Here is a 26,676-nt window from a genome sequence, read left to right on the forward strand (position 1 = left end):
CGATGAGTGATCTTTCCGTGGTCAAGGAAGGTGGCCAGCCCGCCGTGGCGACCAACGCCGCGCCGGACAGCCTGACCGGCCTGCTGGTGCCGCTGGCCGGCCGCAACCTGCTGCTGCCCAACGTGGCGGTGGCCGAACTGATCACCTACCGCGCACCGCACCCGGTGGACGGCCTGCCGTCCTGGTACCTGGGGCAGGTGGCCTGGCGCGACCTGCGCCTGCCGCTGCTGTCCTTCGAGGCGGCGTCCGGCGGCCAGGCGCAAGTCAGCGCCGGTGCCCGGGTGCTCGTGCTCAACGCCCTCGGTGGGCGGCCCAACGTCAAGTTCCTTGCCCTGCTGGTGCAAGGCATTCCGCGCTCGCTGAAAGTCGGCGCCGACCTGCAGCGCGCCGATGTGCCGCTGGCGCGGCTGGAACTGGATGCGGTGAACCTGGGCGACGAGCAGGCGCGCATTCCCGACCTGATCGCGCTGGAGCAGATGCTGGCCGATTCCGGCCTGATCTGACGCTCGCACCCCACATCCGCCTGCAAGTGAGCGCCTGATCCATGCTGACCCTGTTCTTTGCCGCGCTGCTGTTCGGCATTGTCTTCTGTCTGTCGCCCGGCGCCGTGCTGGCCGAAACCCTGCGGCGTGGCTTGAAGGGCGGATTCCGTCCGGCGCTGCTGGTGCAGTTCGGCTCGCTGATCGGCGATGCGGTGTGGGCGTTGATCGGGCTGACCGGCCTGGCGCTGCTGTTGGGCCACGAGACGCTGCGCCTGCCGCTGACCCTGGCCAGCGCGGCCTATCTGGCCTGGCTGGGCGTGCAGAGCCTGGCTGACGCCCGTCGCGTAGGCGTGGTGGAGGAGGGCGAGACTGGCGAGCACAACGCCGGCGCCTTCGCTTCCGGGGCCATGCTGTCGCTGTCGAACCCGAAGAACATCGTCTACTGGGGGGCGCTGGGTGGTGCGATGGCCGGTCTGGTGGACGGTGTGCCGACGCTGCAGGACTCGCTGGTGTTCTTCGCCGGTTTCATGACGGCTTCGGTGCTCTGCTGCTTCTTCTGCGCGGCACTGGTGGACTGGCTGCGGCGCAATGCTTCGCCGCGCTGGCACCGGGTGAGCCATGGGTTGTGCGGGGTGGTTCTGCTGGTGTTGGCGGGGTTGGCGTTGCGGGGGATCTGAATCGCCGGGGCTCAGTGCAGGGGCTGTTCGCGAGCAATCTCGCTCCTACCCAAAGCGCACCGTGCCAGCCGACTGCCTGTAGGAGCGAGCTTGCTCGCGAATCCGCCCAACGCAGATGCGTTTAGAAATCGCCCCAAAGCTGCTGTGCCACGCTCAGCGCAACCACCGGCGCGGTCTCGGTCCGCAGCACCCGCGGCCCCAGTCGCGCCGCATGGAATCCGGCCGACTTCGCCTGTTCCACCTCTGCATCGCTCAAGCCACCTTCCGGCCCGATCAGGAAAGCCAGGCTCTGCGGCTTGTCATGACTGGTCAGCGGCTCCGCCACCGGGTGCAGCACCAGCTTGAGCTGTGCCCCGCAGCTTTCCAGCCACTCCGCCAGGGTGACCGGCGCATTGAGCACCGGCAGCATCGAGCGGCCGCACTGTTCGCAGGCGCTGATCGCCACCTGGCGCCAATGGGCCATGCGCTTGTCGGCGCGTTCGTCCTTCAGGCGCACTTCGCAGCGTTCGCTGACGATCGGAGTGATCTCGCTGGCGCCCAGTTCGGTGGCCTTCTGGATCGCCCAGTCCATGCGCTCGCCACGGGACAGGCCCTGGCCCAGGTGCACGCGCAGCGGCGATTCGGGCTGGCCGTCGAATGCTTCACGCAGTTCCACGCGCACCGTCTTCTTGCCGACTTCGATCAGCTCGCCCAGGTATTCGCGGCCGGAACCGTCGAACAGTTGCACGGCGTCGCCCGCCGAATGGCGCAGCACGCGGCCGATGTAGTGGGCCTGGGCTTCGGGCAGCTCGTGCTGGCCGAGGGAGAGCGAGGCGTCGATGAAGAAGCGGGAGAGGCGCATGGCGGTATCGGTGCAGAAGGGGAAAGCGGCAAGCTTAAAGCTTTCGGCCTGCCGCTTGTAGCCGATCAGCCCGGATCGCGATGCCCGGGGAAGCGTTCGCTGACCGCCACGCTCACGCTGTCGCGGGTGGCGATGTCGATGCCTTCACTGGCGACTTCGGCGAGGAAGTCGATCTGTTCGGGGGTGATGATGTACGGCGGCAGGAAGTACACCACGCTGCCCAGCGGACGGAGCAGCGCACCGCGTTCCAGGCCGTGCTGGAAGACCTTGAGGCCGCGGCGTTCCTGCCAGGGGTAGGCGGTTTTCGTCGCCTTGTCCTGGACCATCTCGATGGCGAGGATCATGCCGGTCTGGCGGATTTCCGAGACATGCGGGTGGTCGGCCAGGTGCGCGGTGGCGCTGGCCATCTTCGCCGCCAGGGCCTTGTTGGCCTCGATGACGTTGTCCTGCTCGAAGATGTCCAGGGTCGCCAGGGCGGCGGCGCAGGCCAGCGGGTTGCCGGTGTAGGTGTGCGAGTGGAGGAAGGCGCGCAGGGTGGCGTAGTCGTCGTAGAACGCCTGGTAGACGTTCTCGGTGGTGAGCACGGCGCTCATCGCCAGGTAGCCGCCGGTCAGCGCCTTGGACAGCACCAGGAAGTCCGGGGTGATGCCGGCCTGTTCGCAGGCGAACATGGTGCCGGTGCGGCCGAAGCCCACGGCGATCTCGTCGTGGATCAGGTGCACGCCGTAGCGGTCGCAGGCTTCGCGGAGCAGCTTGAGGTAGACCGGGTGGTACATGCGCATGCCGCCGGCGCCCTGCACCAGGGGCTCGACGATGACCGCCGCGACTTCCTTATGGTGCTGCTCCAGTGCCTGCTCCATCGCCGCGAACATCGTCCGCGAGTGCTCTTCCCAGCTCACGCCTTCCGGGCGCAGGTAGCAGTCGGGCGTCGGCACCTTGATGGTGTCCATCAGCAGCGACTTGTAGGTCTCGGTGAACAGCGCCACGTCGCCCACCGACATCGCCGCCACGGTCTCGCCGTGGTAGCTGTTGGTCAGGGTGATGAAGCGTTTCTTCTCCGGCTGGCCGAGGTTGTGCCAGTAGTGGTAGCTCATCTTCAGCGCCACCTCGATGCCGGCCGAGCCGCTGTCGGCGTAGAACACCCGGGACAGCCCCGCCGGGGCCAGACGCAGCAGGCGCTCGGACAGCTCGATCACGGGCTGGTGGCTGAAACCGGCGAGGATCACGTGCTCCAGCTGGTCCACCTGGTCCTTGATGCGCTGGTTGATGCGCGGGTTGGCGTGGCCGAAGACGTTGACCCACCAGGAGCTGACCGCATCCAGGTAGCGCTTGCCTTCGAAGTCCTCCAGCCAGATGCCTTCGCCGCGGCGGATCGGAATCACCGGCAGGCGTTCGTGGTCTTTCATCTGGGTGCAGGGGTGCCACAGCACCTGGAGATCACGCTGCATCCACTCGGCATTCAGGCCCATGGGGCTGCTCCTTATCTGGCTGGTCGTCTGACTGGCGGCTTGAGAGGGTCGGGCAAGCCTATGCAATGCGATTGAGATGAACAAGGACGGGTCCTACGACACATGTCGCAGGTTGCCGACCAAGACAGCTATTCGGCTTCCGGGCGCTCACGTATGCTTCGCGCCTTTGTACCAATTGGGGAAGCTTGGCGATGAAAATGGGATGGCTGCGCGCTGCCGCGTTGCTCGCTCTGGGGGTGTTCAGCGCGGTGGCGCTGGGCAAGGACAAACAGCCGACGGCCATCGTGGTCGGCGGTGGACTGGCCGGCCTGTCGGCGGCCTACGAGCTGCAACAGGCCGGCTGGCAGGTCACCGTGCTGGAGGCCAAGCCGCAGGTGGGCGGTCGTTCGGGCCTGGCCACCAGCGAGTGGATCGGCAATGCCAAGGTGCAGCCGACGCTCAACGGCTACCTGGATACCCTGAAGATCAAGGCCGTTCCGGCCCCCGAGTTCGTGCGTACGCCGAGCTACCTGATCGACGGCGTGTATTACTCCAGCAGCGACCTGAAGCAGAAGATGCCGGCCGTCGCCGCTGATCTGGAGCGCTTCGAGAAGTCCCTGGACGAGCTGGCCGCCTCCATCGAGGACCCGCTCAACCCACTGTCGAGCAAGACCCTGTTCGCGCTGGACCAGATGAACGCCGCGCGCTGGCTGGACAAGCTGAACCTGTCGCCGACCGCTCGCCTGCTGGTCAACCAGCGCATCCGCTCGCGCTATGACGAACCGTCGCGCCTATCGCTGCTGTACCTCGCCCAGCAGGGCCGCGTGTACCGCAATGTCGACGACCGCGACCTGCGTGCCGCGCGTCTGCCGGGTGGCAGCCAGGTGCTGGCCCAGGGCTTCGTCAAGCAGCTCAAGACCATCAAGACCAACGCCAAGGTCACCTCGATCAGCCAGGACAAGGACGGCGTGACCGTCAAGGTCGGCCCCACCGGCTACAGCGCCGATTACCTGGTACTGGCCGTGCCGCTGCGTGCGCTGGGCAACATCACCATGATCCCGAGCCTGAACGAGAAGCAGCAGGCGGCGCTCAAGGGCACCAACTACGGCTGGCGCGACCAGATCCTGATGAAGTTCAAGCGCCCGGTGTGGGACGACAAGTCGCGCCTGTCCGGTGAAATCTTCAGCGATCAGGGTCTGGGCATGATCTGGGTCGAGCCCGCCACCAAGGGCGGCGCCAACGTGCTGATCAACCTGTCCGGCGACAACGCCCGCGTGATGCAGGCCTTCGGCGACCGCCAGGTGCTGGAGCAGGTGCTGATCCGCATGAACAAGTACTACCCGAAGATGCGCGGCGCGTACGACGGCTATGAAATGCGCCGCTACAGCACCGACGTCGGTACCGGCGGCTCCTACCTGGCCTATGGCCCGGGCCAGATCAGCCGCTTCTGGCGCGTCTGGGAAACCCCGGTGTCCCGCGTGGCCTTCGCCGGCGAGCACACCGATGCCCTCTACCCGGGCACCCTGGAAGGCGCGCTGCGCAGCGGCAAGCGCGCCGCCAGCCAGGTCCGCGACCTGTATGCCGGCAAGACGCCGGTGCTGGAAGGCAAGATGGCCGTGGCCGACAGCAAGCCGGCCGCTGGTGAGGCTCCGGCCGCCAAGGGTGAGAAGAAGGGCATCCTGTCCTGGCTGCCGTTCTGATCGGAAGCGTCCTACACACAATGCCGGCGAAAGCCGGCATTGTTGTTTCTGGGGCTCTGGTACGCCCCTTTCACCGGCAATCTATCTTGTGAATCGATGTTTCAAAGCAGGATTTTCCACTTTTATTCGATGGATTTGCCGTTAGTCTTGAACCTCCGTTTTTCAAGGATGTTGATCGATGCAATGGCGTAATTCCCCCTCCCGCTACGGACTGGTCAGCCTGTTCCTGCACTGGGGCAGTGCGCTGGTGGTCTTCGGCCTGTTCGGCCTGGGCCTGTGGATGCGCGAGCTGGACTACTACGACACCTGGTACCACCGCGCTCCGGAAATCCACAAAGGCATCGGCATCCTGCTGCTCATCGCGCTGGTTCTGCGCGTGCTCTGGCGTTTCGTCAGCCCGCCGCCGCCGGCCCCGGCCAGCCATGGCCGGAACACCCGGCTGGCGACCACGCTGGGCCACCTCGGCCTGTATGGTCTGTTGTTCACCGCAATGATCGCCGGCTACCTGATCTCCACCGCCGAAGGTAAGCCGATCAGTGTGTTCGGCTGGTTCGACGTGCCCGCCACCCTCAGCGGGCTGCCCGACCAGGCCGATGTAGCGGGCGTCATCCACCTGTACCTGGCCTGGGCACTGGTGGTGCTGGCCGTGCTGCACGCCCTGGCGGCCCTCAAACACCATTTCATCGATCGCGACGCCACGCTGACACGCATGCTCGGCCGCGCCGCGAAGTAAAAACCTCACTCACAGGGAGATTGTTCAATGCTGAAGAAGACCTTCGCCGCGCTGGCTCTGGGCACCGCTCTGCTCTCCGCCGGCCAAGCCATGGCCGCGGACTACAAGATCGACAAGGAAGGCCAGCACGCCTTCATCGAGTTCCGCATCAAGCACCTGGGCTACAGCTGGCTGTATGGCCGTTTCGACGACTTCGACGGTGCCTTCACCTTCGACGAGAAGAACCCGTCCGCCGACAAGGTCAAGGTGACCATCAACACCAACAGCGTGAACTCCAACCACGCCGAGCGTGACAAGCACCTGCGCAGCGCGGACTTCCTCAACGTTTCGAAGAACCCGACCGCGACCTTCGAGTCCACCGCCGTGAAGGCCGATGGCAAGAACGCCGAGATCACCGGCAACCTGACCCTGAATGGCGTGACCAAGCCGGTCACCATCAAGGCCGAGTTGGTTGGCCAGGGCGACGACCCGTGGGGCGGCTACCGTGCCGGCTTCATCGGCACCACCACCCTCAAGCTGAAGGACTTCAACATTCAGCGCGACCTCGGCCCGGCTTCCCAGGAAGTGGAGCTGACCCTGTCGGTCGAAGGGGTGCGTCAGTAAGACGCTTCAGTGCGAAAACGCCGGCAAATGCCGGCGTTTTCGTTTGTGCACCTCACTCCGTGCGGCCTGGCAGGCACTCCTGGAGCAAGTGGGTGAGCAACTGTTGCTGGGCATCGTCCAGCGGCGCAAACAGAGCGTCATGGGTGCGTGCGAGGATGGCCTGGGTGCGGGACTCGACTGTCCGTCCGGCCTCGGTGAGGAACAGCTGGAAGCTGCGTTGGTCGCCGGGGTTGCGCTCGCGGCGGACCAGTCCGAGCGCTTCCATCTCGCGAATCTTGCGGGTGACCAGCGCCTTGTCGCGGCACAGCTTGCGGCCCAGGCTCTGCAGGCTCTGTCCGGCATCGGCGGCGATCAGTTCGAGCAGGCGGATGTCCGGCGGCGCGAGGTCGATACCTTCGGCGTACAGCTGGTCCTGGATGCTTTCGCGCAGGTGGTCGAAGACCTTCATCAGGGCCTGCGGCAGCTCGGGATTCACGGTATGGGTCATCGGCGCGGTCACGGTAAAAGGAATGTAAATCCGGTTGATTGGATCAACCATTTTTCTTATTTTAGTTGATGTTATCAACTTTATGCTGTCAGGCGTCCGCCCTGCGGGAAACCTACTGCGAATTCGGCCAATAGCTAAATCGTTTCAGTAGTTTTCCCTCAGGGCTTTCGGACGTTTACAGACACTAATGAATGTAAGTATTTTTGCCAGCTTTTCCGGACCGGCAAGCCCAGCGCCACCCCGGATGCTTTGCTCACGAGGACAACGATATGCAACGAAAGCCAGCCATGCGCGCCCTGGTTCCGGCCCTGCTCGTCGCCATGGCCACCCTTGCCGGCTGTGACAAGAGCGCGGCTCCGCAGGAGCACCCGATCCCCGAAGTCGGGGTGGTGACCCTGCAGTCGCAGGAGGTGACCCTGAGCACCGAGCTGCCCGGCCGTACGACTGCCTATCGCATCGCCGAGGTTCGCCCGCAGGTGAACGGCATCATCCTCAAGCGCCTGTTCAAGGAAGGCAGTGACGTCAAGGAAGGCCAGCAGCTGTACCAGATCGACCCGGCCACCTACGAAGCGACCCTGCAGAGTGCCCAGGCGAACCTGGTATCCACCCAGCAGCAGGCTGAGCGCTACAAGGAGCTGGTGAAGGACGAGGCGGTGAGCAAGCAGCAGTACGCCGACGCCCAGGCCGCCTACCTGCAGGCCAAGGCCACGGTGGACAACGCCAAGATCAACGTACGCTACACCAAGGTCTACTCGCCGATCTCCGGCCGCATCGGCCGCTCCTCGGTGACCGAGGGCGCGCTGGTGCAGAACGGCCAGGCCACCGCGATGGCCACCGTGCAGCAGCTGGACCCGATCTACGTCGACGTGACCCAGCCCACCACTGCGCTGATCCGCCTGCGCCGCGAGCTGGCCGCCGGACAGCTGGAGAAGGCCGGCGACAACGCCGCCAAGGTCAAGCTCTACCTGGAAGACGGCTCGGAGTACCCGCTGGAGGGCAAGCTGGAGTTCTCCGAAGTGTCGGTCGACCAGGGCACCGGCTCGGTCACCGTGCGTGCGATCTTCCCCAACCCGAACAAGGAGCTGCTGCCGGGCATGTTCGTCCACGCACAGCTGCAGGAAGGCGTGAAGAAGCAGGCCATCCTCGCTCCGCAGCAGGGCGTGACCCGCGATTTCCGTGGCCAGGCCACCGCGCTGGTGCTGGGTGAGGGCGACAAGGTCGAGCAGCGCACTCTCAAGGCCGAGCGCACCGTGGGCGCCTACTGGCTGGTCAGCGACGGCTTGAAGCCAGGCGACCGCCTGATCACCGAGGGCCTGCAATACGTCCAGCCGGGCGTCCAGGCCAAGGCCGTACCCGCGAAGAACGTGGCGCCCTCCGCCGGCGCCGCCGACAAGCCCGCCGCCGCACAGCCGGCCAAGCAGGGTTAATCAAGGGGATTCGTAATGTCGAAGTTTTTCATTGACCGGCCCATCTTCGCCTGGGTGATCGCCCTGGTGATCATGCTGGCGGGCGGTCTGTCGATCCTCAAGCTGCCGGTGAACCAGTATCCGGCCATCGCACCGCCGGCCATCGCCATCCAGGTCGCCTACCCCGGTGCCTCCGCCGAAACGGTGCAGGACACCGTGGTGCAGGTCATCGAGCAGCAGATGAACGGTCTCGACCATCTGCGCTACATCTCCTCGGAGTCCAACTCCGACGGCAGCATGACCATCACCGTGACCTTCGACCAGGGCACCAGCCCTGACATCGCCCAGGTCCAGGTGCAGAACAAGCTGCAGCTGGCCACGCCGCTCCTGCCGCAGGAAGTGCAGCAGCAGGGCATCCGCGTGACCAAGGCGGTGAAGAACTTCCTGATGGTGGTCGGCGTTGTCTCCACCGACGGCAGCATGACCAAGGAAGACCTGTCGAACTACATCGTCTCCAACATCCAGGACCCGCTGTCGCGGACCGCTGGTGTGGGCGACTTCCAGGTGTTCGGTTCGCAGTACGCCATGCGCATCTGGCTGGACCCGGCCAAGCTCAACAGCTTCCAGATGACCCCGGCCGACGTGAAGGCGGCGATCCAGGCGCAGAACGTGCAGATCTCCTCCGGCCAGTTGGGCGGCCTGCCCGCGCTCAAGGGGCAGCAGCTCAACGCCACCATCATCGGCAAGACCCGCCTGCAGAGCGCCGAGCAGTTCAAGGAAATCCTCCTCAAGGTCAACGCCGACGGCTCCCAGGTTCGCCTGAAGGACGTCGCCGACGTGGCCCTGGGTGGCCAGGACTACAGCATCAACGCCCAGTTCAACGGCAAGCCGGCCTCGGGTATCGCGATCAAGCTGGCCACCGGCGCCAACGCGCTGGACACCGCCAAGGCGATCCGCTCCACCTTGAAGACCCTGGAGCCGTTCTTCCCGCAGGGCATGAAGATCGTCTACCCGTACGACACCACCCCGGTGGTCTCCGCCTCCATCCATGAGGTGGTCAAGACCCTGGGCGAAGCGATCCTGCTGGTGTTCCTGGTGATGTACCTGTTCCTGCAGAACTTCCGCGCCACGCTGATCCCGACGATCGCCGTGCCGGTGGTGCTGCTGGGCACCTTCGGCGTGCTCGCCGCCTTCGGCTTCTCGATCAACACCCTGACCATGTTCGGCATGGTGCTGGCGATCGGCCTGTTGGTGGACGACGCCATCGTCGTGGTGGAGAACGTCGAGCGGGTGATGGCCGAGGAAGGCCTGTCGCCCAAGGAAGCCGCGCGCAAGTCCATGGGACAGATCCAGGGCGCGCTGGTGGGTATCGCCCTGGTGCTCTCGGCGGTGTTCCTGCCGATGGCATTCTTCGGCGGTTCCACCGGGGTGATCTATCGGCAGTTCTCCATCACCATCGTCTCGGCCATGGCCCTGTCGGTGCTGGTGGCGCTGATCCTGACCCCGGCGCTCTGCGCCACCATGCTCAAGCCCATCGAGAAGGGCGACCATGGCGAGCACAAGCGGGGCTTCTTCGGCTGGTTCAACCGCATGTTCCTGTCCACCACCCACGGTTACGAGCGTGGCGTGGCGTCGATCCTCAAGCACCGCATCCCCTACCTGCTGATGTACGTGCTGATCCTCGGCGGCATGGTCTACCTGTTCACTCGCATCCCCACCGCGTTCCTCCCCGACGAGGACCAGGGCGTGCTGTTCGCCCAGGTGCAGACCCCGGCCGGCTCGTCCGCAGAGCGCACCCAGGTGGTGGTGGACTCCATGCGCGAATACCTGCTGGACAAGGAAAGCAGCTCGGTGGCCTCGGTGTTCACCGTGACCGGCTTCAACTTCGCTGGCCGTGGCCAGAGTTCGGGCATGGCGTTCATCATGCTCAAACCATGGGAAGAGCGCCCGGGTGCGGAGAACAGCGTGTTCGCCCTGGCCCAGCGCGCCCAGCAGCACTTCTTCAGCTTCAAGGACGCGATGGTGTTCGCCTTCGCCCCGCCGGCGGTGCTCGAACTGGGTAACGCCGTGGGCTTCGACATCTTCCTCCAGGACCAGGCGGGCGTCGGTCACGACGTGCTGATGCAGGCGCGCAACCAGTTCCTGGGGCTCGCGGCGAAGCACCCGGCGCTGCAGCGCGTGCGTCCCAACGGCCTGAACGACGAGCCGCAGTACAAGCTGCTGATCGATGACGAGAAGGCCAGTGCGCTGGGCCTGTCCCTCGCCGACATCAACAGCACGCTGTCCATCGCCTGGGGCTCGAACTACGTCAACGACTTCATCGACCGTGGCCGGGTGAAGAAGGTCTACCTGCAGGGTCGCCCGAATGCGCGGATGAGCCCGGAAGACCTGGACAAGTGGTACGTGCGCAACGACAAGGGCGAGATGGTGCCGTTCAGCGCCTTCGCCACCGGCGAGTGGAGCTACGGCTCGCCCAAGCTTGCGCGCTACAACGGCGTGCCGGCCATGGAAATCCTCGGTGAGCCGGCTCCGGGCCGCAGTACCGGTGAGGCCATGGCGGCGGTCGAGGAGATCGTCCAGCAACTGCCCAAGGGCGTTGGCTATGCCTGGACCGGCCTGTCCTACGAGGAACGGCTGTCCGGCTCCCAGGCCCCGGCGCTCTATGCCCTGTCGCTGATCGTGGTGTTCCTCTGCCTGGCGGCGCTGTACGAGAGCTGGTCGATTCCGTTCTCGGTGATGCTGGTGGTGCCGCTGGGTGTGATCGGTGCACTGCTGGCGACCTCCATGCGCGGCCTGTCCAACGACGTGTTCTTCCAGGTGGGCCTGTTGACCACCATCGGCCTGTCGGCGAAGAACGCGATCCTCATCGTGGAATTCGCCAAGGAGCTGCACGAGCGCGAGGGCAAGCGCATCGTCGATGCGGCCATCGAGGCGTGCCGGATGCGTCTGCGTCCGATTGTCATGACCTCCCTGGCGTTCATCCTCGGCGTGGTGCCGCTGGCGATCTCCTCTGGCGCCGGCTCCGGCAGCCAGCACGCGATTGGTACCGGTGTGATCGGCGGCATGGTCACCGCGACCGTCCTGGCGATCTTCTGGGTGCCGTTGTTCTACGTGGTGGTCAGTACCCTGTTCAAGGACGCTGCGTCCAAGGAACAGGACGCCACCGAGAAGGGGCATTGATATGAGAAAGTCCTTCCTGTCCCTCGCTGTAGCGGCAGCCGTGCTTTCGGGCTGCTCGCTGATCCCCGACTACGAGCGCCCCGAGGCGCCCGTGGCCGCGGCCTATCCGCAGGGCGAAGCCTACGATGCGGCAAAACCGGCCAACGCTGGCGCCGACATCGGCTGGCGCGAGTTCTTCAAGGACCCGCAGCTGCAGCGGCTGATCGAAGTGTCGCTGGAAAACAACCGTGACCTGCGCGTGGCCGCGCTGAACATCGAAGCCTACCGGGCGCAGTACCGCATCCAGCGGGCCGACCTGTTCCCGGCGGTGGATGCCGGTGTCAGTGGTTCGCGCCAGCACGTGCCGGGCAGGTTGTCGCAGACCGGCAGCTCGACGATCAGCAGCCAGTACGGCGCGACCCTGGGCGTCACCGCCTGGGAGATCGACCTGTTCGGCCGCCTGCGCGCCCTGCGCGACCAGGCGCTGGAACAGTACTTCGCCAGCGAGGAAGCACGCCGCAGCACCCAGACCAGTCTGGTGGCCAACGTCGCCAACGCCTACCTGACGCTGCGCGCCGACCAGGCCCAGCTGGAGCTGGCTCGCAATACCCTGGCCACCTACCAGAAGAGCTACGACCTGACCAAGCGCAGCTACGAGGTGGGTGCCGCCTCGGCGCTGGACCTGAGCCAGTCGCAGACCTCGGTGGAGCGCGCCCGCGCGATCTCGATGCAGTACACGCGCCTGGTCGCCCAGGACCAGAACGCCCTGGTGCTGCTGCTCGGTTCCGGCCTGCCGGCCGACCTGCCTCAAGGCAGGGGCCTGGACGACGAACTGCTGGCCAGCGTACCGGCGGGGCTGCCTTCCGACCTGCTGCAGCGCCGTCCGGACATTCTCCAGGCGGAGCACCAGCTCAAGGCCGCCAATGCCAATATCGGCGCGGCGCGCGCGGCGTTCTTCCCCAGCATCAGCCTGACTGCCAATGCCGGCAGTCTCAGCCCGGATCTCTCCGGTCTGTTCGACGCCGGTTCCGGCAGCTGGCTGTTCCAGCCGTCCATCAGCCTGCCGATCTTCAACGCCGGCGCCCTGCGCGCCAGCCTGGACCTGGCCAAGGTGCAGAAGGACATCAACGTGGCGCAGTACGAGAAAGCCATCCAGACGGCCTTCTCCGAGGTCGCCGACGGCCTCGCCGCCCGCGGCACCTTCGGCGAGCAGCTGCAGGCGCAGCGTGCGTTGGTGGAAGCCAGCGATCGCTACTATCGCCTGGCCGACAAGCGCTACCGCACCGGCGTGGACAACTACCTGACCCTGCTCGATGCACAGCGCTCGCTGTTCAGTGCCCAGCAGCAGCTGATCAGCGATCGCCTGAATCAGCTGACCAGCGAGGTCAACCTGTACAAGGCCCTCGGCGGCGGCTGGCAGGCGACGGCGGCGGAAGCCAAGCCGATCAAGGACGAGGCGCCCAAGGGCTGATCGCTCCCGGTTGGAAATGAAAACGCCGCCCTTCGGGGCGGCGTTTTTGTTTGTGCAGAAATGGCGGGCGCCGGGCGTCGGAGTTTGGTTCGCGAGCAAGCTCGCTCCTACAGGGGCCGGCCTCCGTGCTCTTCGTAGGAGCGAGCTTGCCCGCGAACCCGCCGGACTAGAGCATCGCGCTGCGCGTCGCCGGCTGGATATGGTTGTCGGCCAGCCAATCCAGCGCGCACTCGCGCAAGCGTTCGGCCTGGTAGGCGTACCAGGCCTGCAGCAGCTCGGGGTAGCCCATCAGCACATGGCGGAAAGCCTTGAACGGCTTGCGCCCTTCGATGGCATTGGCCAGGGCGGAGTAGGCATGGGGATCGGGCACCTCGCGCAGGAAGTCGCGCATCAGCTCCAGCGACTGGCCGCTGCTCAGCGGCTCGATGGGCAGCAGGCGCTCCGGCTCGCGGTGCAGCAGTTCGGCCAGCTCCGGGTCGGGATCGTCTTCGGGAATCAGCAGCACCTGGCCACTGAAGAGGTCCAGGTAATGATCGATCCCCTGGGTATCGAGCGCGAAGGCCAGTTCGTCGAGGTCGATGGTCAGCGGGCGCATGGTCACTCTCCCAAAGTGGCGAGTCACTGATGCTACGCCATGCGGATGACAACTGTCCTGCCATTGCCGGTCGGCGCGGGAGCACCGACCGGTTCGGGTTCACAGACGGAAGCGTGCCACCTGCAGTTGCAGCTCGTTGCCCAGGCGCGCCAGTTCGGTGCTGGAGCTGGCGGTCTGCTCGCTGGCGGCGGCGGACTGGTCGGCGATCTCGCGGACCTGCACCACGCTGCGGTTGATCTCCTCGGCCACGCTGCTCTGCTGTTCGGCGGCGGAGGCGATCTGCAGGTTCATGCCCTGGATGTCCGCCACGGTGCGGGCAATGGTGCTCAGTGCTTCGCCGGCACGGCGCGTCAGTTCCACCGAGCTGCCGGTCAGGCGACGGCTGCCGTCCATGCGCTGTGCTGCATCCTGTGCGCCGCGCTGCAGGCCGGCGATCAGGCCCTCGATCTCCTCGGTGGACTGCTGGGTGCGCCGGGCCAGGGCGCGCACTTCGTCGGCCACCACGGCGAAGCCACGCCCGGCCTCGCCGGCGCGAGCCGCTTCGATGGCGGCGTTGAGCGCCAGCAGGTTGGTCTGCTCGGCCACCGACTTGATCACGTCCAGTACGCTGCCGATCTTCTCGCTCTCCTTGCGCAGCGACTCCATGGCCTCGGCGGAGCGATCCACCTCGCTGGCCAGGCGGTCGATCTGCGCCACCGCATCCTGCACCACCTGGTCGCCCTGGCGGGCCTGCTGGTCGGCCTGCAGCGCGGCGGCGGAGGCCTGTTCGGCGTTGCGCGCGACTTCCTGCACGGTGGCGGCCATCTCGTGGATGGCGCTGGCCACCTGCTCGGTCTCCACCCGCTGGGCATTGACCCCGGCACGGGTCTGCTCGGTGACCGCCGAAAGCTCGTCGGCGGCCGTGGCCAGCTGGCCGACGCTGCCGCTGAGTTGGCCGATCAGTCGGGCCAGGTTCTCGCGCATGCGCAGCATGACGCGCTGCAACTGCCCCAGTTCGTCCGGGCGTTGCACGTTCAGGTCACGCGCCAGGCTCCGCGACAGGTCGCCTTCTGCAATGTACTCGGCCAGCTCCAGCGCCTCGTGCAGCGGGCGGACGATCTGCCGGTTAATGGCCCAGCCGGAGAGCAGGCCGAAAGCCAGGGCCAGCACGGCGATGAGGATCAACCGGGTCTTGGCGGCGGCGGTTTCCGCCGCGTTGCGTTGCAGGGTGTCGTCGTACAGGCGGGTGCTGGCGCCGAGCATCGCCTGGCTGGCGGCGTCCAGGGCCTGACGCGCTTGCTGCGAGGCGCTGCCCCCTGCGCCGGTCAGGCCGTTGAAGGCCGTTTGATAGCCGGTCACGGTCTGGCGTATGGCGTTCAGCTTGTCTGCATCGATGTCGCTGCCGCTCAGGCGCTGCTCGATCAGCGTCAGCATCTTCGTGCTGTGCTGCTCGACCCGCTCAGCCTGGGCGCGGTCGCCACCCAGTTCGAACTGCAGGCGGGCGAGGTTGGCCTGCTGGCTGAGATTGCCCAGCTCGGCGATGGTCGCCAGTTGCTCACCGCGTTGGGTCTGGTTGTCCAGGCTGCGCAGGCCGCCGAGCAGGACCAGCAGCGTGAGGAACAGGAGGATGCCGAATCCCACCACCAGCTTGAGGCTGACGTTGAGACGTCCCAGCTGGACTACTAACCAATCGTACATGTCGAAAGCTCCAGAAAGGCTTCGCCACGGGATCGACGGCCCGGGGCAGGGAGGATCGGGATGGGGCAGGTGAGGCGGATTTTCTCGGGGCGCATCTGTGTGCGCCAGAGAGTATCGGCGGCTATTTCGGAAACTAAAGGTCGGATATGGTCACGATATGTTCGTGGCGACGCCCGCATGCCCTACGAGAAGCCCCCCAGGAATGTAGGGCGTATAACGTTCGACGTTATACGCCGCCTGGCCTTGTCATCCGGCCATACGGACTTCGACCGGAAAGCAGTCACCGAGCGCTTCGAACCACCTCCATGCGCCAACCGACGATCACGGTGTATCGGCGTACGATCGCGAACGGTTGTACGCCCTACGGAAAGAGAAAGGCCCGCATTGCGCGGGCCTTCTTCAGCACGGCAGGAATCAGACGCGGAAGCGGCTGACCAGCATCTGCAGTTCGTTGCCCAGGCGCGCCAGCTCCATGCTGGAAGCGGCGGTTTCCTCGCTGGCGGCGGCGGTCTGCTCGGAGATGTCGCGCACGTTCATCACGCTGCGGTTGATCTCCTCGGCCACGGCGCTCTGCTGCTCGGAGGCGGCGGCAATCTGCTGGTTCATCGACTGGATGGTCGACACGGTGCGGGTGATGGCGCCCAGGCGCTCGCCGGCGCGGCGGGTCAGGTCGACGGTGCTGACGGTCAGCTCGCGGCTGGTTTCCATCATCTGCACGGCCTGCTGGGTGCCGCTCTGCAGGCCGGCGATCAGCTCCTCGATTTCCTCGGTGGAGGATTGGGTGCGCTGCGCCAGGGCACGTACCTCGTCGGCCACCACGGCGAAACCACGGCCGGCGTCGCCAGCGCGGGCGGCTTCGATGGCGGCGTTGAGCGCCAGCAGGTTGGTCTGTTCGGCCACCGCCTTGATCACGTCCAGCACGCTGCCGATCTTCTCGCTTTCCCGCTTGAGCTTGAGCACCGACTCGTTGGAGCGGTCGACCTCGCCGGCCAGGCGGTCCATCTGCCCCACGGCCTCGTTCACCGCACCTTCGCCGTCGCGGGCCTGGCGGTCGGCGGCGGAGGCGGCCTCGGAGGCCTCCTCGGCGTTGCGCGCGACTTCCTGCACGGTGGCGGCCATTTCGTTCATGGCGGTGGCGACCTGGTCGGTCTCGGTCTTCTGGTTGTTGACCCCGGCACTGGTCTGCTCGGTGACCGCGGAAAGCTCCTCGGCCGCGCTGGCGATCTGCGTCACGCCGTCGTGGATGCGGCCGATCAGCTCGCGCAGGGACAGGTTCATACGCTGCATGCTCTTCTGCAACTGGCCCAGCTCGTCGGAGCGACTGGTGTGGATGTCGCGAGAGAGATCGCCGTCGGCGATGCGTTCGGCGTGGCCCAGCACCTCGCGCAGCGGATTGACGATCTGCCCGGTGATGATCCAGGCAGCGATTAGGCCCAGCACCAGGGCGATCAGCGCGGAGAGGCCGAGCAGGGTCTTGGCCTGGGCGACGCCGGCATCGCGCTTGGCGGTTTCGCTGACGGTGAGTTCATTGCTGATCTTCTCGATCTGCACGCCCGCGTCGCGCATGCGATCACGGGCGGCCTGGCTGGCGTTGACCTCGGTGCGGTAGGTATCGAGTGCCGCGCGGTAGGCGGCCAGGGCATCGAGGGCGCTCTGGTAGTCGGCGGCCAGGTCGGCGGGAGCATGCTGCATGCCCGTTTGTACGGCCTGGGTGGCCTGCTGGAGGCCGTCGACGGCGGTATTTTCCAGCGCGGGATTGTCGACGCTGGTGTAGGCAAGCACCTGGAAGCGTGCTGCCATCACCTGGCGGCCCAGGCTGGCCAGTGCCTGCAGTTGCTGCAGGCTTTCGCTGCTGCCATTGGCGACCAGTTTCTGCTCGGCCTTCTCCAGGCCGCCGGTGATGAGCGCGGCATTGCGGATGAGGTTCTGCTTGGCGGCGTCACGGGCCGCGAAGGACTTCAGCAGTTCGTCATACAGCCGGCGGTACTCCGCGGACAGCTCATGCTGCTGGTCCAGCTTGCGGCGGTCCTGCGCTTCGCTGAACTTGTCGTAGAGGGCCTTGTGGCGCTGGTCCAGCTGGTCCAGGGCGTCGACCACCAGCTTGGCGTCTTCCGGCGCGCGGGTGGACTGGAACTTCAGGCGGGCGATGCGCAGGTCCTTGGCGCCGGCCACCAGCTCGGAAATCTCGCCGAGCTTGTCGCCACGGTTGATCACGTTGCCCAGGTTGATCCAGCCGGTGAGGGCGATCAGCAGGGTGAGCAACAGCACCAGGCCGAAGCCTGCGGCGAGTTTGAGTTTGACAGTCAGGTTGTTGAACCAGCGGAACATGGCGGTGGGGCTCCAGCGATGAACAGGGCCGGTACGCATGGCTGAGCGGGAGATGCGCAGAGTGGGAGCGACCGGTATTGCGGATATCGGCGCCTGCGCCCGGAACTGAAGCCTGTCGCGGTGTTTTTCTGACTGGTGGTTCACGCTGGACGCCGCATGGTTGCTGGCCTGGAGCCAGCCTGGACTAGAACAGGCGTGCCAGGAGCGCGGTGACGGCGGTTTCGACGCGCAGGATGCGCTCGCCGAGCTGGACGGGATTGAGCCCGGCTTCGCGGAGCTTTTCCACTTCGTAGGGAATCCAGCCACCCTCCGGGCCGATGGCCAGGGTGACGGGCTCGGCGAGGGCGCGCGGGCACTCGGGCCAGGGGCCAGGGTGGCCGATCAGGCCGAGGCTACCGGCGGCCAGGGCGGGCAGGCGGTCCTCGACGAAGGGCTTGAAGCGCTTCTCGATGATCACCTCCGGCAGCACGGTGTCGCGGGCTTGTTCCAGGCCGAGGATCAGTTGCTCGCGCACCGCCTCGGGTTCGAGGAAGGGGGTCTGCCAGAAGCTCTTTTCCACCCGGTAACTGTTGAGCAGCACCAGGCGCGGCACGCCCATGGCGGCGACGGTCTGCAGCACGCGGCGGAGCATCTTCGGGCGGGGCAGGGCGAGCAGCAGGGTGAGCGGCAGCTTGGCCGGCGGCGCCTGGTCGAAACTGACCCGCAATTCGGCTTCGTTGGCGTCCAGGCGCAGCAGGCGGCCTTCGCCCATCAGGCCGCCGAGGCGGCCGACACGCAGGCTGTCGCCGCTTTCGGCACGGTGGACTTCCTGCATGTGGGTAAGGCGGCGGTCGCGCAGGATCACGCGATCCGCCGCGACGAAGTCGGCGTCGTCGAGCAGCAGCAGGTTCACGGACGGGTAGCCGGCGGCTGGTCGCCCTTGGACTCGTCTTCTCCCGTCTCCGGGCCGCGCTTGCGGATCAGGTGGCTGAACAGCACGCCGGCCTCGAACAGCATCCACATCGGCACCGCCAGCAGGGTCTGCGACAGCGGGTCCGGCGGGGTGAGGATCATGCCGACGACGAAGCAGCCGATGATCACGTAGGGGCGGATCTTCTTCAGGTAGGCCACGTCGACCACCCCGATCCACACCAGCAGCACGGTGGCCACCGGAATCTCGAAGGCCACGCCGAAGGCGAACAGCAGGGTGAGGAAGTCCAGGTAGCTGTTGATGTCGGTCATCGGCGTCACCCCTTCCGGGGCCTGGCCGAGGAAGAAGTGGAACATCAACGGGAACACCAGGAAGTAGGCGAAGGCCATGCCGGCATAGAACAGCACGATGCTGGAGGCCAGCAGCGGCAGGGCGACGCGCTTCTCGTGCTTGTACAGGCCCGGCGCGATGAAGCCCCAGACCTGGCCGAGGATCACTGGCATGGCCAGCAGCACGGCGACGATCATGGTCAGCTTCAGCGGCGCGAGGAAGGCCGACGCCGGGTCGATGGCGATCATCGTCGCGCCTTCGGGCAGGAAGCGTCGCAGCGGCTCGGAAGCCAGGGCGTAGATCTTCTGCGAGAAGTACAGCAGGCCGATGAAGATCACGAAGATCGCGATCACGCAACGCAGCAGGCGGGTGCGCAGCTCGGTCAGGTGCGAGACCAGGGGCATTTCCTGGTCGTTTTCGGGCTGGTCGGGTTTTTCGGCGCTCATGGGTTACGCGGCGTCTCGGACGAAGCGGGCGGCTGGCTCGCGGCGGTCGGTTGGCTGGCTTCCGGCGCTTGTGGCGCGGCGGCAGGCGCCGATTCCGGGGCGGCCGGCGGGACGATGCCCGCGCCCGGCAGGCTGTTCAGGCGGCTGTTGGGCGCGATGGTCGGCGCCGCGGGCGGCTCGACGGGCGCGCCCTGGCCTTCGGGCTGGGCCGGCTGCTGCGGGTTGAAGGTTTCCCGAGCCTGGGATTGCAGGTCGGTCAGCGGCGCCATCAGCTTCTTGGCTTCCTGTTCCATCTGCAGGATGTGTTCGTTGTGCAGCTGACGGCGGATTTCGTCCGCACCCAGCTCACGCTCCACTTCCGTCTTGATGGCGTTGAAGCTGCGCTTGAGCCGGCCGATCCACAGCCCGGCGGTGCGCGCGGCACCGGGCAGGCGGTCAGGACCGAGCACCAGCAGGGCGACGAGGCCCACCAGCAGCAGTTCGCTGAAGCTGATACCGAACATGGTTTATCCCATCAGTCCTTGCGAGCCGGCTCTTCGACCTTCTGCGCCGTGGCGTCGATGGTGTGCGGTTGGTTCAGCGGCGGGGTGCCGGCAGCGGCGTTGGGGTCTTTCTTCTCGTCTTCCTCGGTATTCATCGCCTTGCGGAAGCCCTTGATGGCTTCGCCGACGTCCGAACCCAGGTTCTTCAGGCGCTTGGTGCCGAAGACCAGGACCACGACGATCAGGATGACGACCCAGTGTTTCCAGTCAAAGATGCCCATCTTGTTCTCCTTGAGGTAATCGGGTTCAGGCCGACGGTTGGCGGGCTGCCTTCTCGTCGTGCCCGGAAAGGCCGAAGCGGCGGTCCAGCTCGTCCAGTACCGCCTGTGGGTGCTGGCCGAGGGCGGCGAGCATGACCAGGGAGTGGAACCAGAGGTCGGCCGTTTCGTAGATAAGGTCCGTGCAGTCACCGCTTGCGGCGGCGTCCTTGGCGGCCAGGATGGTTTCCACCGACTCCTCGCCGACCTTTTCCAGAATCTTGTTCAGGCCCTTGTGGTACAGGCTGGCCACGTAGGAGCTGTCCGGTGCGGCATTCTTGCGCGCTTCGAGGACTTCCGCCAGACGGGCGAGGGTATCAGTGCTCATGGGGTTTTCCTGTACCTACGTGGGAGTAGATGGCATCCGGGTCCTTCAGGACCGGGTCGACGGTCTGCCAGGCGCCGTTCTCGAACACCCGGTAGAAGCAGCTTTCGCGACCGGTATGGCAGGCGATGCCGCCCAGTTGCTCGACCATCAGGATCACCACGTCGGCGTCGCAGTCCAGGCGCAGTTCGTGCAGCTTCTGCACGTGCCCGGAATCCTCGCCCTTGCGCCACAGCTTGCCGCGCGAGCGCGACCAGTAGATGGCGCGGTTTTCCGCCGCGGTCAGGGCCAGGGCCTCGCGGTTCATCCAGGCCATCATCAGCACGCGACCGGTGCGATGGTCCTGGGCGATCGCCGGCACCAGTCCATCGGCATTCCACTTGATTTCGTCCAGCCAGTCTTTCATCTCGGGTTCCGTACGGCGGGCACACGCGGTGCCCGGAGCCACTGTCTACAACGCTTAAGTGTGCCAGCCGGGGCGGCGACTGGCTATCGGCGCAGGATCAGATATAGACCGCCGGCCAGCATCGCCCAGGCCGGCCAGGCCGCGAGGCTGTGGGTGGCCAGGCCGGTTTCGGCGGCGCCGGCGACCAGCACCGCGCCAATCAGACGCGCCGGCCAGGCGCTGGCCATGCCTGCCTGGCCGTTGCCGTCGCGGGCTTCGTTCTGCGGTTCGCGGGACAGCCGTTCGAGCGTGTCGCGGGTCATCTGCGCGAGGTGCGGCAGCTGCTCGATGTGTTGCTGGGCGTTGCGCAGCAACTGGCCTGGGCTGACGCGGTCGCGCATCCAGCGTTCGAGGAAGGGCTGGGCGGTGGTCCACAGGTCCAGCTCCGGGTAGAGCTGGCGGCCCAGGCCTTCGATGTTCAGCAGGGTCTTCTGCAGCAGCACCAGCTGCGGCTGCACTTCCATGTTGAAGCGCCGCGCGGTCTGGAACAGGCGCAGCAGCACCTGGCCGAAGGAGATGTCCTTGAGCGGCTTCTCGAAGATCGGCTCGCACACGGTACGGATCGCCGCTTCGAAGTCGTTGACCTTGGTTTCCGCCGGTACCCAGCCCGAATCGATGTGCAACTGGGCGACCTTGCGGTAGTCGCGCTTGAAGAAGGCGATCAGGTTGCGCGCCAGGTAGTCCTGGTCCTCGTCGGTGAGGCTGCCGACGATGCCGCAGTCCACCGCAATGTACTGCGGGCTCCAGGGCGTACGGGTGCTGACGAAGATGTTGCCCGGGTGCATGTCGGCGTGGAAGAAGCTGTCGCGGAACACCTGGGTGAAGAAGATCTCCACGCCACGTTCGGCCAGCGCCTTGAAGTCGGTGCGCTGGTCGCGCAGGGTGTCCAGGTCGGTGACCGGGATGCCGTAGATGCGCTCCATCACCAGCACCTTGGGGCGGCACCAGTCCCAGTAGACCTGGGGTACGTAGAGCAGCGGCGAGCCGTCGAAATTGCGCCGCAGCTGCGAGGCGTTGGCGGCTTCGCGCAGCAGGTCGAGCTCGTCGTAGATGGTCTTCTCGTAGTCGCTGACCACTTCCGCCGGGTGCAGGCGGCGGGCGTCGGCGGAGATGCGTTCGGCGGTGCGGGCGAGGATGTGCAGCCAGGCGATGTCGGAGCGGATCACCGGCTCCAGGTTCGGGCGGATCACCTTCACCACCACTTCTTCGCCGCTCTTGAGCTGCGCGGCATGGACCTGGGCCACCGAGGCCGACGCCAGCGGTTCGCGCTCGAAGCGCGAGAACACCTGCTCGATCTTCGCCCCCAGCTGCTCCTCGATGCGCGCCACGGCGAGCTCGGGCGGGAAGGGCGGGACCTTGTCCTGCAGGCGCGCCAGCTCGTTGGCGATGTCGTCCGGCAGCAGGTCGCGGCGGGTGGAGAGGATCTGGCCGAACTTGATGAAGATCGGGCCGAGGTCTTCCAGGGTCAGGCGCAGGCGCTCGCCGCGCGTGAGCTGCAAGGGTTTGCGCGGCAGCCAGCGCCACGGCAGCAGTCCGCCGACCAGCCGCAGCCACCAGGGCAGGAAGGGCAGTTCGAGGACCATGTCGTCGAGTCGGTAGCGGATCGCCACGCGCTGGATGCGCAGCAGGCGGCGGAAGGCGAGCAGCTTCATGCGTCGGGCTTGATCTTCTGGGTCAGGCGGGTAATCCGCGCGTCGAGGCGGTCGAGGGATATCTTCAACTGGTCCAGCTCTTCGAAGCGGGCTTCGGCTTCATGCTGGCCGACCAGGGTACGGCTTTCTTCGGCCAGGTAGTCGGCCAGGCTCAGGCGCAGGCTTTCCAGGCTGTCGCCGGCCCAGGCCATGCCGCCGCGCAGGCGCGCGCCGAGCAGGTGCGCGGGCACCGGGCCGAGCCAGCGGGAGACTTCGTATTCCCAGTCCAGCTCCAGGCTCTGCAGGATGTCGGCAATCTCCAGCAGCATGGCGCTGTCGCCGCTCATCTCGACTTCCGGGCTGTGCAGCACGCGGGTCTTGTCCCGCGCCAGGGCCAGTTGCAGCAGGCTGCCGGCTGGTGCGCGCAGGGTGCAGTCGACTTCGGCCTCAAAGTGCGCGGCCAGGTGCAGACCGTCGGCGTCGGGGAGGATGAACAGCCTGAGCGCGGGCGCCTGGCAGTCCACCTCCAGCACTTCGCCGGCCAGTCGGCCCAGGCGCTGCAGCGCCACGCCGTCCAGCCGCAGGACGCGGTTCAGGGTGGCTTCGGCGCTGGCCAGCACGGCCTGGGTCAGCAGGGTCATCAGGGCTTGATGCCGCGATGCAGGGCGACGATACCGCCGGTCATGTTGTGGTAGGTGACGCGGTCGAAGCCGGCTTCCACCATCATCGACTTCAGGGTTTCCTGGTCCGGGTGCATGCGGATCGACTCGGCGAGGTAGCGATAGCTTTCCGAATCGTTGGTGACCAGCTTGCCCATCAGCGGCAGGAGGGTGAAGGAGTAAGCGTCATAGGCCTTGGACAGCAGGCTGCTGGTGGGCTTGGAGAATTCCAGTACCAGCAGGCGGCCGCCCGGCTTGAGCACGCGCAGCATGGAGCGGATGGCTTCGTCCTTGTGGGTGACGTTGCGCAGGCCGAAGGCGATGGTCACCGCGTCGAAATGGTTGTCCGGGAAGGGCAGCTTCTCGGCATCGGCCTGGACGAAGCTGACGTTGCCGGCAACGCCGCTGTCGAGCAGCTTGTCGCGGCCGACCTTGAGCATCGAGGCGTTGATGTCGGCCAGCACCACTTCGCCGGTCGGGCCGACCAGGCGGGAGAACTGGCGGGTCAGGTCACCGGTGCCACCGGCGATGTCCAGCACCCGGTTGCCGGCGCGCACGCCCGACAGCTCGATGGTGAAGCGCTTCCACAGACGGTGGACGCCACCGGACATCAGGTCGTTCATCAGGTCGTACTTGGCCGCCACCGAGTGGAAGACCTCGGCGACCTTCTCGGCCTTCTCGCTCTCGCGCACGGTCTTGTAGCCGAAGTGCGTGGTGGGATCGGCGCTGTCCTGGCCGGCTTGGGGCTTGCGCGGTTCGCTCATGGCATTTCTACCCTGGAAGTCAGTGGCGGGCATTCTAACAGGAAGCACGGAAAACGCCGCCCCGCTCGCAGCCCGGGCGGGGTGCGGCGATACGGCGCGGCGCGTATGATCGCGGAGTCAGTCAGTCACGGAGTCCCAGCATGTCCCGTATCCACGTCGAACGTCCCCATTCCCTCGGCCGCGAGGCCGCCCGCGCCAAGGCAGAGAAGCTTGCCGACAAGCTCACCCGCGAGCACGGCGTGAGCAGCGAGTGGCAGGGCGACACCCTGGTGATCAAGCGCAGCGGCGTGGACGGGCGCATCGAGGTGGGCGAGGACAAGATCGCGGTGGACGTGAAGCTGGGCCTGATGCTCTCGGCCATGAGCGGCCTGCTCAAGGGCGAGATCGAGCGCGCGCTGGACAAGGCGTTGGCGTGATTCTCTGCGGCCCCGTTCCCCACGGGGCCATGCCGTTTTGCGGACGGCGCCGGCGCTCCCGCGAACGCTGGTATGTGTTTTCTAATTTTCCCCGATACCTTGGCTCACAGTCCCGCCTTTCGCGGGCAGCTATTCGACATCATCGAATCTGAATCCTGTGAGGTGCCACCATGGCCAAGGCTGTCAGCAAGAAGAAAGTCGCAGAACTCGAATCCTCCCTCTACTCCGACGCCAAGCACTACGCGCGGCAGATCTGGCTCGCGGGCCTGGGCACCTACGCCAAGGTCGGCCACGAAGGCAGCGAGTACTTCAAGGAGCTGGTCAAGTCCGGCGAGTCGGTGGAGAAGAAGGGCCGCGAGCTGGTCACCACCCAGATCGATGCCGCCAATGACAGCGTCAAGGGCCGCCTGCACGGCGTGAAGGCCAAGTTCAACCTGGACAAGATCGAAGAGGCTTTCGACGTCCGCGTCGCTGCCGCTCTCAATCGCATCGGAATTCCCTCCAGGCGTGATGTGGCGGCGCTCTCTGCTAAGCTGGATTCGCTGAGCGAAGCGCTCGAGCGTGTCGCGAGAACTCAATAAGGAGAGCAGGATGGCTGGCAAAAAAACTACCGATAAAGAGTCCAGTTGGATCGGCGAGATCGAGAAGTACTCGCGGCAGATCTGGCTGGCCGGCTTGGGGGCCTACTCGAAGGTCAGCAAGGACGGCAGCAAGTTGTTCGAGACCCTGGTCAAGGACGGCGAGAAGGCTGAAAAGGAAGCCAAGACCGAAGTGGACAAGTCCGTTGGCGCGGTGAAGTCTTCCGCGCGTTCGGCCAAATCCAAGGTCGAGGCGGTCAAGGGCAAGGCGATCGACAAGTGGGGCGAGCTGGAGGAAGCGTTCGACAAGCGTCTGAACAGCGCGATTTCCCGCCTGGGTGTGCCGAGCCGCAATGAGGTGAAGGATCTGCACAGCAAGGTCGAGAGCCTGACCAAGCAGATCGAGAAGCTCACGGGCGTCAGTGTGAAGCCCGCCGCGAAACCGGCTGCCAAGGCTGCCGCCAAGCCTGCAACCAAGGCCGCAGCCAAACCCGCCGCGAAAGCCGCAGCCAAGCCGGCCGCGAAACCCGCTGCGAAGACCGCTGCTGCCAAACCTGCTGCCAAGCCTGCGGCGAAACCGGCCGCCAAGCCGGCTGCTAAAGCTGCTGCGAAGCCTGCTGCCAAGGCTGCCGCCAAACCGGCTGCGAAGCCGGCGGCCAAGCCCGCTGCAAAACCGGTCGCCAAGGCTGCTGCCAAGCCCGCTGCGGCGAAGCCTGCCGCTGCGAAACCGGCTGCCGCGAAGAAGCCGGCGGTGAAGAAAGCCGCTGCGCCCAAGCCTGCTGTTGCCAAGCCAGCTGCCGCCAAGCCGGCGACTCCGGCCGCCACTCCGGCACCGGCGGCGCCTGCCGCTGCTCCGGCCGTGACGCCCGCTGCCGCTCCGGTGACGCCGCCGACCCAGGCCTGATAAGCCTGTCGCCGTACCCACGCCCGGCCCCGTGCCGGGCGTTTTCATTTCAGCGCTCCAGGTAGCGCTCGGCCAGGCGCTCGGCGAACAGCCGCGACTCTTCCCGCAGGTGCGGAGCCACCAGCATCATCACCTGGTAGACCACATGGCGCACGTCGCCCGGGTGGCCGAGGATGCGCTGGTAATCGAGGGAGAACAGCAGGGTCAGGGTGATCTGCTCGACCAGTTGGCCGAGGGATTCGGTATCGCTGCGCAGTTCGCCGCGGGCCTTGAGCTGCGCCAGCAGGGTCGCCAGGGTGCGCTTGAGCCCGTTGAGCCAACTGCGCATGCCGCGCGCCAGCTTAGGCAGGCGCCCGGCGAGGTTGGAGAGGTCCTGGAACAGGAAGCGGTAGTGCGCCAGCCGCTCGACGATCAGGTGCAGGAACAGCCAATAGTCCTCGGCGCCCAGGCGGACGTCTTCCGGTGGGTCGAGCAGCGGCGCCAGCTCGTCCTGGAAGCGCTCGAACAGCGCCAGCACCAGCGGCTCCTTGCCGTGGAAGTGGTAGTAGAGGTTGCCGGGACTGATGCCCAGCTCGGTGGCGATCTCCAGGGTGGAGACATTGGGTTCGCCCCGCTCGTTGAACAGCAGCAGAGCACACTCGAGGATCCGGTCGCGCGTTTTCATCCGTGTTCTGGTTCTGGCCGCAGTGGGGCCGACGATAGCTTCAGGGGAGGGTGGCTGCCAATCGGCCGATTTCAAACTTCCGCATGGTGCTGCCTAGGCACGCCGCATGGGCGCGAATCGCGGGCATGGCCCGCTCCCGCAACTACAGGGGAACTCCTTCGTAGGATGGGAGGAGCGAAGCGATACCCATCAGTGGTG

At 66.2% G+C, this 26,676-nt stretch carries 27 protein-coding genes; 11 read left to right on the forward strand and 16 right to left on the reverse strand.

From position 1 onward, the window contains the following. Positions 1 to 2: 2 nt before the first annotated feature. Complete coding sequence (locus O6P39_RS01985; RefSeq protein WP_275609810.1) at positions 3 to 503, forward strand: chemotaxis protein CheW; 501 nt, start codon at positions 3 to 5, stop codon at positions 501 to 503. A gap of 41 nt (positions 504 to 544) precedes the next feature. Then, positions 545 to 1,159 (forward strand): LysE family transporter, encoded by a 615-nt coding sequence (locus tag O6P39_RS01990; protein ID WP_275609811.1) that lies wholly within the window; start codon positions 545 to 547, stop codon positions 1,157 to 1,159. Positions 1,160 to 1,280: 121 nt separating this feature from the next. Here the strand turns inward: O6P39_RS01990 and O6P39_RS01995 are convergent, their stop codons facing one another. Together O6P39_RS01995 and O6P39_RS02000 are read right to left on the reverse strand one after the other, a co-directional pair. After that, on the reverse strand, positions 1,281 to 2,000 hold the full coding sequence (locus O6P39_RS01995) for a 16S rRNA (uracil(1498)-N(3))-methyltransferase (protein ID WP_275609812.1): 720 nt from the start codon (positions 1,998 to 2,000) through the stop codon (positions 1,281 to 1,283). A 65-nt stretch (positions 2,001 to 2,065) separates the two neighbouring features. Next, positions 2,066 to 3,469: an adenosylmethionine--8-amino-7-oxononanoate transaminase gene (locus tag O6P39_RS02000; RefSeq protein WP_275609813.1), complete on the reverse strand. Its 1,404-nt coding sequence runs from the start codon at positions 3,467 to 3,469 to the stop codon at positions 2,066 to 2,068. A 191-nt stretch (positions 3,470 to 3,660) separates the two neighbouring features. On the opposite strand from O6P39_RS02000, the gene O6P39_RS02005 reads away from it, so the two are divergent. The 3 genes from O6P39_RS02005 to O6P39_RS02015 all read left to right on the forward strand — a co-directional run bounded on the left by O6P39_RS02005 (position 3,661) and on the right by O6P39_RS02015 (position 6,484). Further along, entirely contained in the window at positions 3,661 to 5,148 is a 1,488-nt protein-coding gene (locus O6P39_RS02005; protein ID WP_275609814.1) for a flavin monoamine oxidase family protein, read from the forward strand. A gap of 178 nt (positions 5,149 to 5,326) precedes the next feature. Then, positions 5,327 to 5,881, forward strand: coding sequence for a cytochrome b (locus tag O6P39_RS02010; protein WP_275609815.1), 555 nt, complete (start codon positions 5,327 to 5,329; stop codon positions 5,879 to 5,881). A 27-nt stretch (positions 5,882 to 5,908) separates the two neighbouring features. Continuing rightward, the gene (locus O6P39_RS02015) at positions 5,909 to 6,484 is read left to right on the forward strand and encodes a YceI family protein (protein WP_275609816.1); all 576 of its coding nucleotides are present in this window, start codon (positions 5,909 to 5,911) and stop codon (positions 6,482 to 6,484) included. A gap of 52 nt (positions 6,485 to 6,536) precedes the next feature. On the opposite strand, the gene O6P39_RS02020 is transcribed toward O6P39_RS02015, so the two are convergent. Next, the gene (locus O6P39_RS02020) at positions 6,537 to 6,971 is read right to left on the reverse strand and encodes a MarR family transcriptional regulator (protein WP_275609817.1); all 435 of its coding nucleotides are present in this window, start codon (positions 6,969 to 6,971) and stop codon (positions 6,537 to 6,539) included. A 269-nt stretch (positions 6,972 to 7,240) separates the two neighbouring features. On the opposite strand from O6P39_RS02020, the gene mexA reads away from it, so the two are divergent. Genes mexA through O6P39_RS02035 form a run of 3 tightly spaced genes read left to right on the forward strand, consistent with a single transcriptional unit; the run spans position 7,241 to position 13,007 of the window. Further along, positions 7,241 to 8,398 carry a multidrug efflux RND transporter periplasmic adaptor subunit MexA gene (gene mexA, locus O6P39_RS02025; protein ID WP_275609818.1) on the forward strand — a complete coding sequence of 386 codons (1,158 nt, stop codon included), beginning with the start codon at positions 7,241 to 7,243 and terminating at the stop codon, positions 8,396 to 8,398. A gap of 15 nt (positions 8,399 to 8,413) precedes the next feature. Then, entirely contained in the window at positions 8,414 to 11,557 is a 3,144-nt protein-coding gene (locus O6P39_RS02030; protein ID WP_275609819.1) for an efflux RND transporter permease subunit, read from the forward strand. Between the two features lies 1 nt (position 11,558). Further along, positions 11,559 to 13,007: an AdeC/AdeK/OprM family multidrug efflux complex outer membrane factor gene (locus O6P39_RS02035; protein WP_275609820.1), complete on the forward strand. Its 1,449-nt coding sequence runs from the start codon at positions 11,559 to 11,561 to the stop codon at positions 13,005 to 13,007. A 166-nt stretch (positions 13,008 to 13,173) separates the two neighbouring features. Here O6P39_RS02035 and O6P39_RS02040 read toward each other — a convergent pair whose 3' ends face one another. The 12 genes from O6P39_RS02040 to ubiE all read right to left on the reverse strand — a co-directional run bounded on the left by O6P39_RS02040 (position 13,174) and on the right by ubiE (position 23,916). Then, positions 13,174 to 13,602 carry a UPF0158 family protein gene (locus O6P39_RS02040; protein WP_275609821.1) on the reverse strand — a complete coding sequence of 143 codons (429 nt, stop codon included), beginning with the start codon at positions 13,600 to 13,602 and terminating at the stop codon, positions 13,174 to 13,176. A 99-nt stretch (positions 13,603 to 13,701) separates the two neighbouring features. Further along, positions 13,702 to 15,279, reverse strand: coding sequence for a methyl-accepting chemotaxis protein (locus O6P39_RS02045; RefSeq protein ID WP_275609822.1), 1,578 nt, complete (start codon positions 15,277 to 15,279; stop codon positions 13,702 to 13,704). Between the two features lie 414 nt (positions 15,280 to 15,693). Beyond that, the gene (locus O6P39_RS02050; RefSeq protein WP_275609823.1) at positions 15,694 to 17,607 is read right to left on the reverse strand and encodes a methyl-accepting chemotaxis protein; all 1,914 of its coding nucleotides are present in this window, start codon (positions 17,605 to 17,607) and stop codon (positions 15,694 to 15,696) included. 184 nt (positions 17,608 to 17,791) lie between these two features. Continuing rightward, positions 17,792 to 18,499, reverse strand: coding sequence for a 16S rRNA (uracil(1498)-N(3))-methyltransferase (locus O6P39_RS02055; protein ID WP_275609824.1), 708 nt, complete (start codon positions 18,497 to 18,499; stop codon positions 17,792 to 17,794). Then, complete coding sequence (gene tatC / locus O6P39_RS02060; RefSeq protein ID WP_275609825.1) at positions 18,496 to 19,293, reverse strand: twin-arginine translocase subunit TatC; 798 nt, start codon at positions 19,291 to 19,293, stop codon at positions 18,496 to 18,498. Before tatC ends, O6P39_RS02055 begins: the two co-directional genes overlap by 4 nt. Continuing rightward, on the reverse strand, positions 19,290 to 19,796 hold the full coding sequence (gene tatB / locus O6P39_RS02065; RefSeq protein WP_275609826.1) for a Sec-independent protein translocase protein TatB: 507 nt from the start codon (positions 19,794 to 19,796) through the stop codon (positions 19,290 to 19,292). The genes tatC and tatB overlap by 4 nt, the downstream gene beginning before the upstream one ends. Before the next feature lie 11 nt (positions 19,797 to 19,807). Further along, positions 19,808 to 20,056 carry a twin-arginine translocase TatA/TatE family subunit gene (locus tag O6P39_RS02070; protein ID WP_275609827.1) on the reverse strand — a complete coding sequence of 83 codons (249 nt, stop codon included), beginning with the start codon at positions 20,054 to 20,056 and terminating at the stop codon, positions 19,808 to 19,810. A gap of 25 nt (positions 20,057 to 20,081) precedes the next feature. Next, the gene (locus tag O6P39_RS02075) at positions 20,082 to 20,420 is read right to left on the reverse strand and encodes a phosphoribosyl-ATP diphosphatase (RefSeq protein ID WP_045212901.1); all 339 of its coding nucleotides are present in this window, start codon (positions 20,418 to 20,420) and stop codon (positions 20,082 to 20,084) included. After that, the gene (gene hisI / locus O6P39_RS02080; RefSeq protein WP_024766215.1) at positions 20,410 to 20,823 is read right to left on the reverse strand and encodes a phosphoribosyl-AMP cyclohydrolase; all 414 of its coding nucleotides are present in this window, start codon (positions 20,821 to 20,823) and stop codon (positions 20,410 to 20,412) included. The genes O6P39_RS02075 and hisI overlap by 11 nt, the downstream gene beginning before the upstream one ends. Before the next feature lie 83 nt (positions 20,824 to 20,906). Next, on the reverse strand, positions 20,907 to 22,514 hold the full coding sequence (ubiB, locus tag O6P39_RS02085; RefSeq protein ID WP_275609828.1) for a ubiquinone biosynthesis regulatory protein kinase UbiB: 1,608 nt from the start codon (positions 22,512 to 22,514) through the stop codon (positions 20,907 to 20,909). Continuing rightward, entirely contained in the window at positions 22,511 to 23,137 is a 627-nt protein-coding gene (locus tag O6P39_RS02090; protein ID WP_275611868.1) for an SCP2 domain-containing protein, read from the reverse strand. Before O6P39_RS02090 ends, ubiB begins: the two co-directional genes overlap by 4 nt. Beyond that, positions 23,134 to 23,916, reverse strand: coding sequence for a bifunctional demethylmenaquinone methyltransferase/2-methoxy-6-polyprenyl-1,4-benzoquinol methylase UbiE (gene ubiE / locus O6P39_RS02095; RefSeq protein ID WP_275609829.1), 783 nt, complete (start codon positions 23,914 to 23,916; stop codon positions 23,134 to 23,136). Before ubiE ends, O6P39_RS02090 begins: the two co-directional genes overlap by 4 nt. Before the next feature lie 140 nt (positions 23,917 to 24,056). Here ubiE and O6P39_RS02100 point away from each other — a divergent pair, with 140 nt between their 5' ends. From O6P39_RS02100 to O6P39_RS02110, 3 genes are all read left to right on the forward strand, one after another. Further along, positions 24,057 to 24,332, forward strand: coding sequence for a polyhydroxyalkanoic acid system family protein (locus O6P39_RS02100; protein WP_275609830.1), 276 nt, complete (start codon positions 24,057 to 24,059; stop codon positions 24,330 to 24,332). A gap of 170 nt (positions 24,333 to 24,502) precedes the next feature. Further along, positions 24,503 to 24,913 (forward strand): phasin family protein, encoded by a 411-nt coding sequence (locus O6P39_RS02105; protein ID WP_275609831.1) that lies wholly within the window; start codon positions 24,503 to 24,505, stop codon positions 24,911 to 24,913. 10 nt (positions 24,914 to 24,923) lie between these two features. Continuing rightward, positions 24,924 to 25,814: a phasin family protein gene (locus O6P39_RS02110; protein ID WP_275609832.1), complete on the forward strand. Its 891-nt coding sequence runs from the start codon at positions 24,924 to 24,926 to the stop codon at positions 25,812 to 25,814. Positions 25,815 to 25,863: 49 nt separating this feature from the next. Here O6P39_RS02110 and O6P39_RS02115 read toward each other — a convergent pair whose 3' ends face one another. After that, positions 25,864 to 26,478 (reverse strand): TetR/AcrR family transcriptional regulator, encoded by a 615-nt coding sequence (locus tag O6P39_RS02115; RefSeq protein ID WP_275609833.1) that lies wholly within the window; start codon positions 26,476 to 26,478, stop codon positions 25,864 to 25,866. Positions 26,479 to 26,676 lie beyond the last annotated feature (198 nt).

It is taken from the genome of Pseudomonas sp. PSE14 (genome assembly GCF_029203285.1).
In the GTDB taxonomy this organism is placed as follows: domain Bacteria; phylum Pseudomonadota; class Gammaproteobacteria; order Pseudomonadales; family Pseudomonadaceae; genus Pseudomonas.

Excerpts from the sequence above, each read along its gene's own strand:
- O6P39_RS01985 (WP_275609810.1), top strand. The coding sequence starts at position 3 with ATGAGTGATCTTTCCGTGGTCAAGGAAGGTGGCCAGCCCGCCGTGGCG.
- O6P39_RS01990 (WP_275609811.1), top strand. The coding sequence starts at position 545 with ATGCTGACCCTGTTCTTTGCCGCGCTGCTGTTCGGCATTGTCTTCTGT.
- O6P39_RS01995 (WP_275609812.1), bottom strand. The coding sequence starts at position 2,000 with ATGCGCCTCTCCCGCTTCTTCATCGACGCCTCGCTCTCCCTCGGCCAG.
- O6P39_RS02000 (WP_275609813.1), bottom strand. The coding sequence starts at position 3,469 with ATGGGCCTGAATGCCGAGTGGATGCAGCGTGATCTCCAGGTGCTGTGG.
- O6P39_RS02005 (WP_275609814.1), top strand. The coding sequence starts at position 3,661 with ATGAAAATGGGATGGCTGCGCGCTGCCGCGTTGCTCGCTCTGGGGGTG.
- O6P39_RS02010 (WP_275609815.1), top strand. The coding sequence starts at position 5,327 with ATGCAATGGCGTAATTCCCCCTCCCGCTACGGACTGGTCAGCCTGTTC.
- O6P39_RS02015 (WP_275609816.1), top strand. The coding sequence starts at position 5,909 with ATGCTGAAGAAGACCTTCGCCGCGCTGGCTCTGGGCACCGCTCTGCTC.
- O6P39_RS02020 (WP_275609817.1), bottom strand. The coding sequence starts at position 6,971 with ATGACCCATACCGTGAATCCCGAGCTGCCGCAGGCCCTGATGAAGGTC.
- mexA (WP_275609818.1), top strand. The coding sequence starts at position 7,241 with ATGCAACGAAAGCCAGCCATGCGCGCCCTGGTTCCGGCCCTGCTCGTC.
- O6P39_RS02030 (WP_275609819.1), top strand. The coding sequence starts at position 8,414 with ATGTCGAAGTTTTTCATTGACCGGCCCATCTTCGCCTGGGTGATCGCC.
- O6P39_RS02035 (WP_275609820.1), top strand. The coding sequence starts at position 11,559 with ATGAGAAAGTCCTTCCTGTCCCTCGCTGTAGCGGCAGCCGTGCTTTCG.
- O6P39_RS02040 (WP_275609821.1), bottom strand. The coding sequence starts at position 13,602 with ATGCGCCCGCTGACCATCGACCTCGACGAACTGGCCTTCGCGCTCGAT.
- O6P39_RS02045 (WP_275609822.1), bottom strand. The coding sequence starts at position 15,279 with ATGTACGATTGGTTAGTAGTCCAGCTGGGACGTCTCAACGTCAGCCTC.
- O6P39_RS02050 (WP_275609823.1), bottom strand. The coding sequence starts at position 17,607 with ATGTTCCGCTGGTTCAACAACCTGACTGTCAAACTCAAACTCGCCGCA.
- tatC (WP_275609825.1), bottom strand. The coding sequence starts at position 19,293 with ATGAGCGCCGAAAAACCCGACCAGCCCGAAAACGACCAGGAAATGCCC.
- tatB (WP_275609826.1), bottom strand. The coding sequence starts at position 19,796 with ATGTTCGGTATCAGCTTCAGCGAACTGCTGCTGGTGGGCCTCGTCGCC.
- O6P39_RS02070 (WP_275609827.1), bottom strand. The coding sequence starts at position 20,056 with ATGGGCATCTTTGACTGGAAACACTGGGTCGTCATCCTGATCGTCGTG.
- O6P39_RS02075 (WP_045212901.1), bottom strand. The coding sequence starts at position 20,420 with ATGAGCACTGATACCCTCGCCCGTCTGGCGGAAGTCCTCGAAGCGCGC.
- hisI (WP_024766215.1), bottom strand. The coding sequence starts at position 20,823 with ATGAAAGACTGGCTGGACGAAATCAAGTGGAATGCCGATGGACTGGTG.
- ubiB (WP_275609828.1), bottom strand. The coding sequence starts at position 22,514 with ATGAAGCTGCTCGCCTTCCGCCGCCTGCTGCGCATCCAGCGCGTGGCG.
- ubiE (WP_275609829.1), bottom strand. The coding sequence starts at position 23,916 with ATGAGCGAACCGCGCAAGCCCCAAGCCGGCCAGGACAGCGCCGATCCC.
- O6P39_RS02100 (WP_275609830.1), top strand. The coding sequence starts at position 24,057 with ATGTCCCGTATCCACGTCGAACGTCCCCATTCCCTCGGCCGCGAGGCC.
- O6P39_RS02105 (WP_275609831.1), top strand. The coding sequence starts at position 24,503 with ATGGCCAAGGCTGTCAGCAAGAAGAAAGTCGCAGAACTCGAATCCTCC.
- O6P39_RS02110 (WP_275609832.1), top strand. The coding sequence starts at position 24,924 with ATGGCTGGCAAAAAAACTACCGATAAAGAGTCCAGTTGGATCGGCGAG.
- O6P39_RS02115 (WP_275609833.1), bottom strand. The coding sequence starts at position 26,478 with ATGAAAACGCGCGACCGGATCCTCGAGTGTGCTCTGCTGCTGTTCAAC.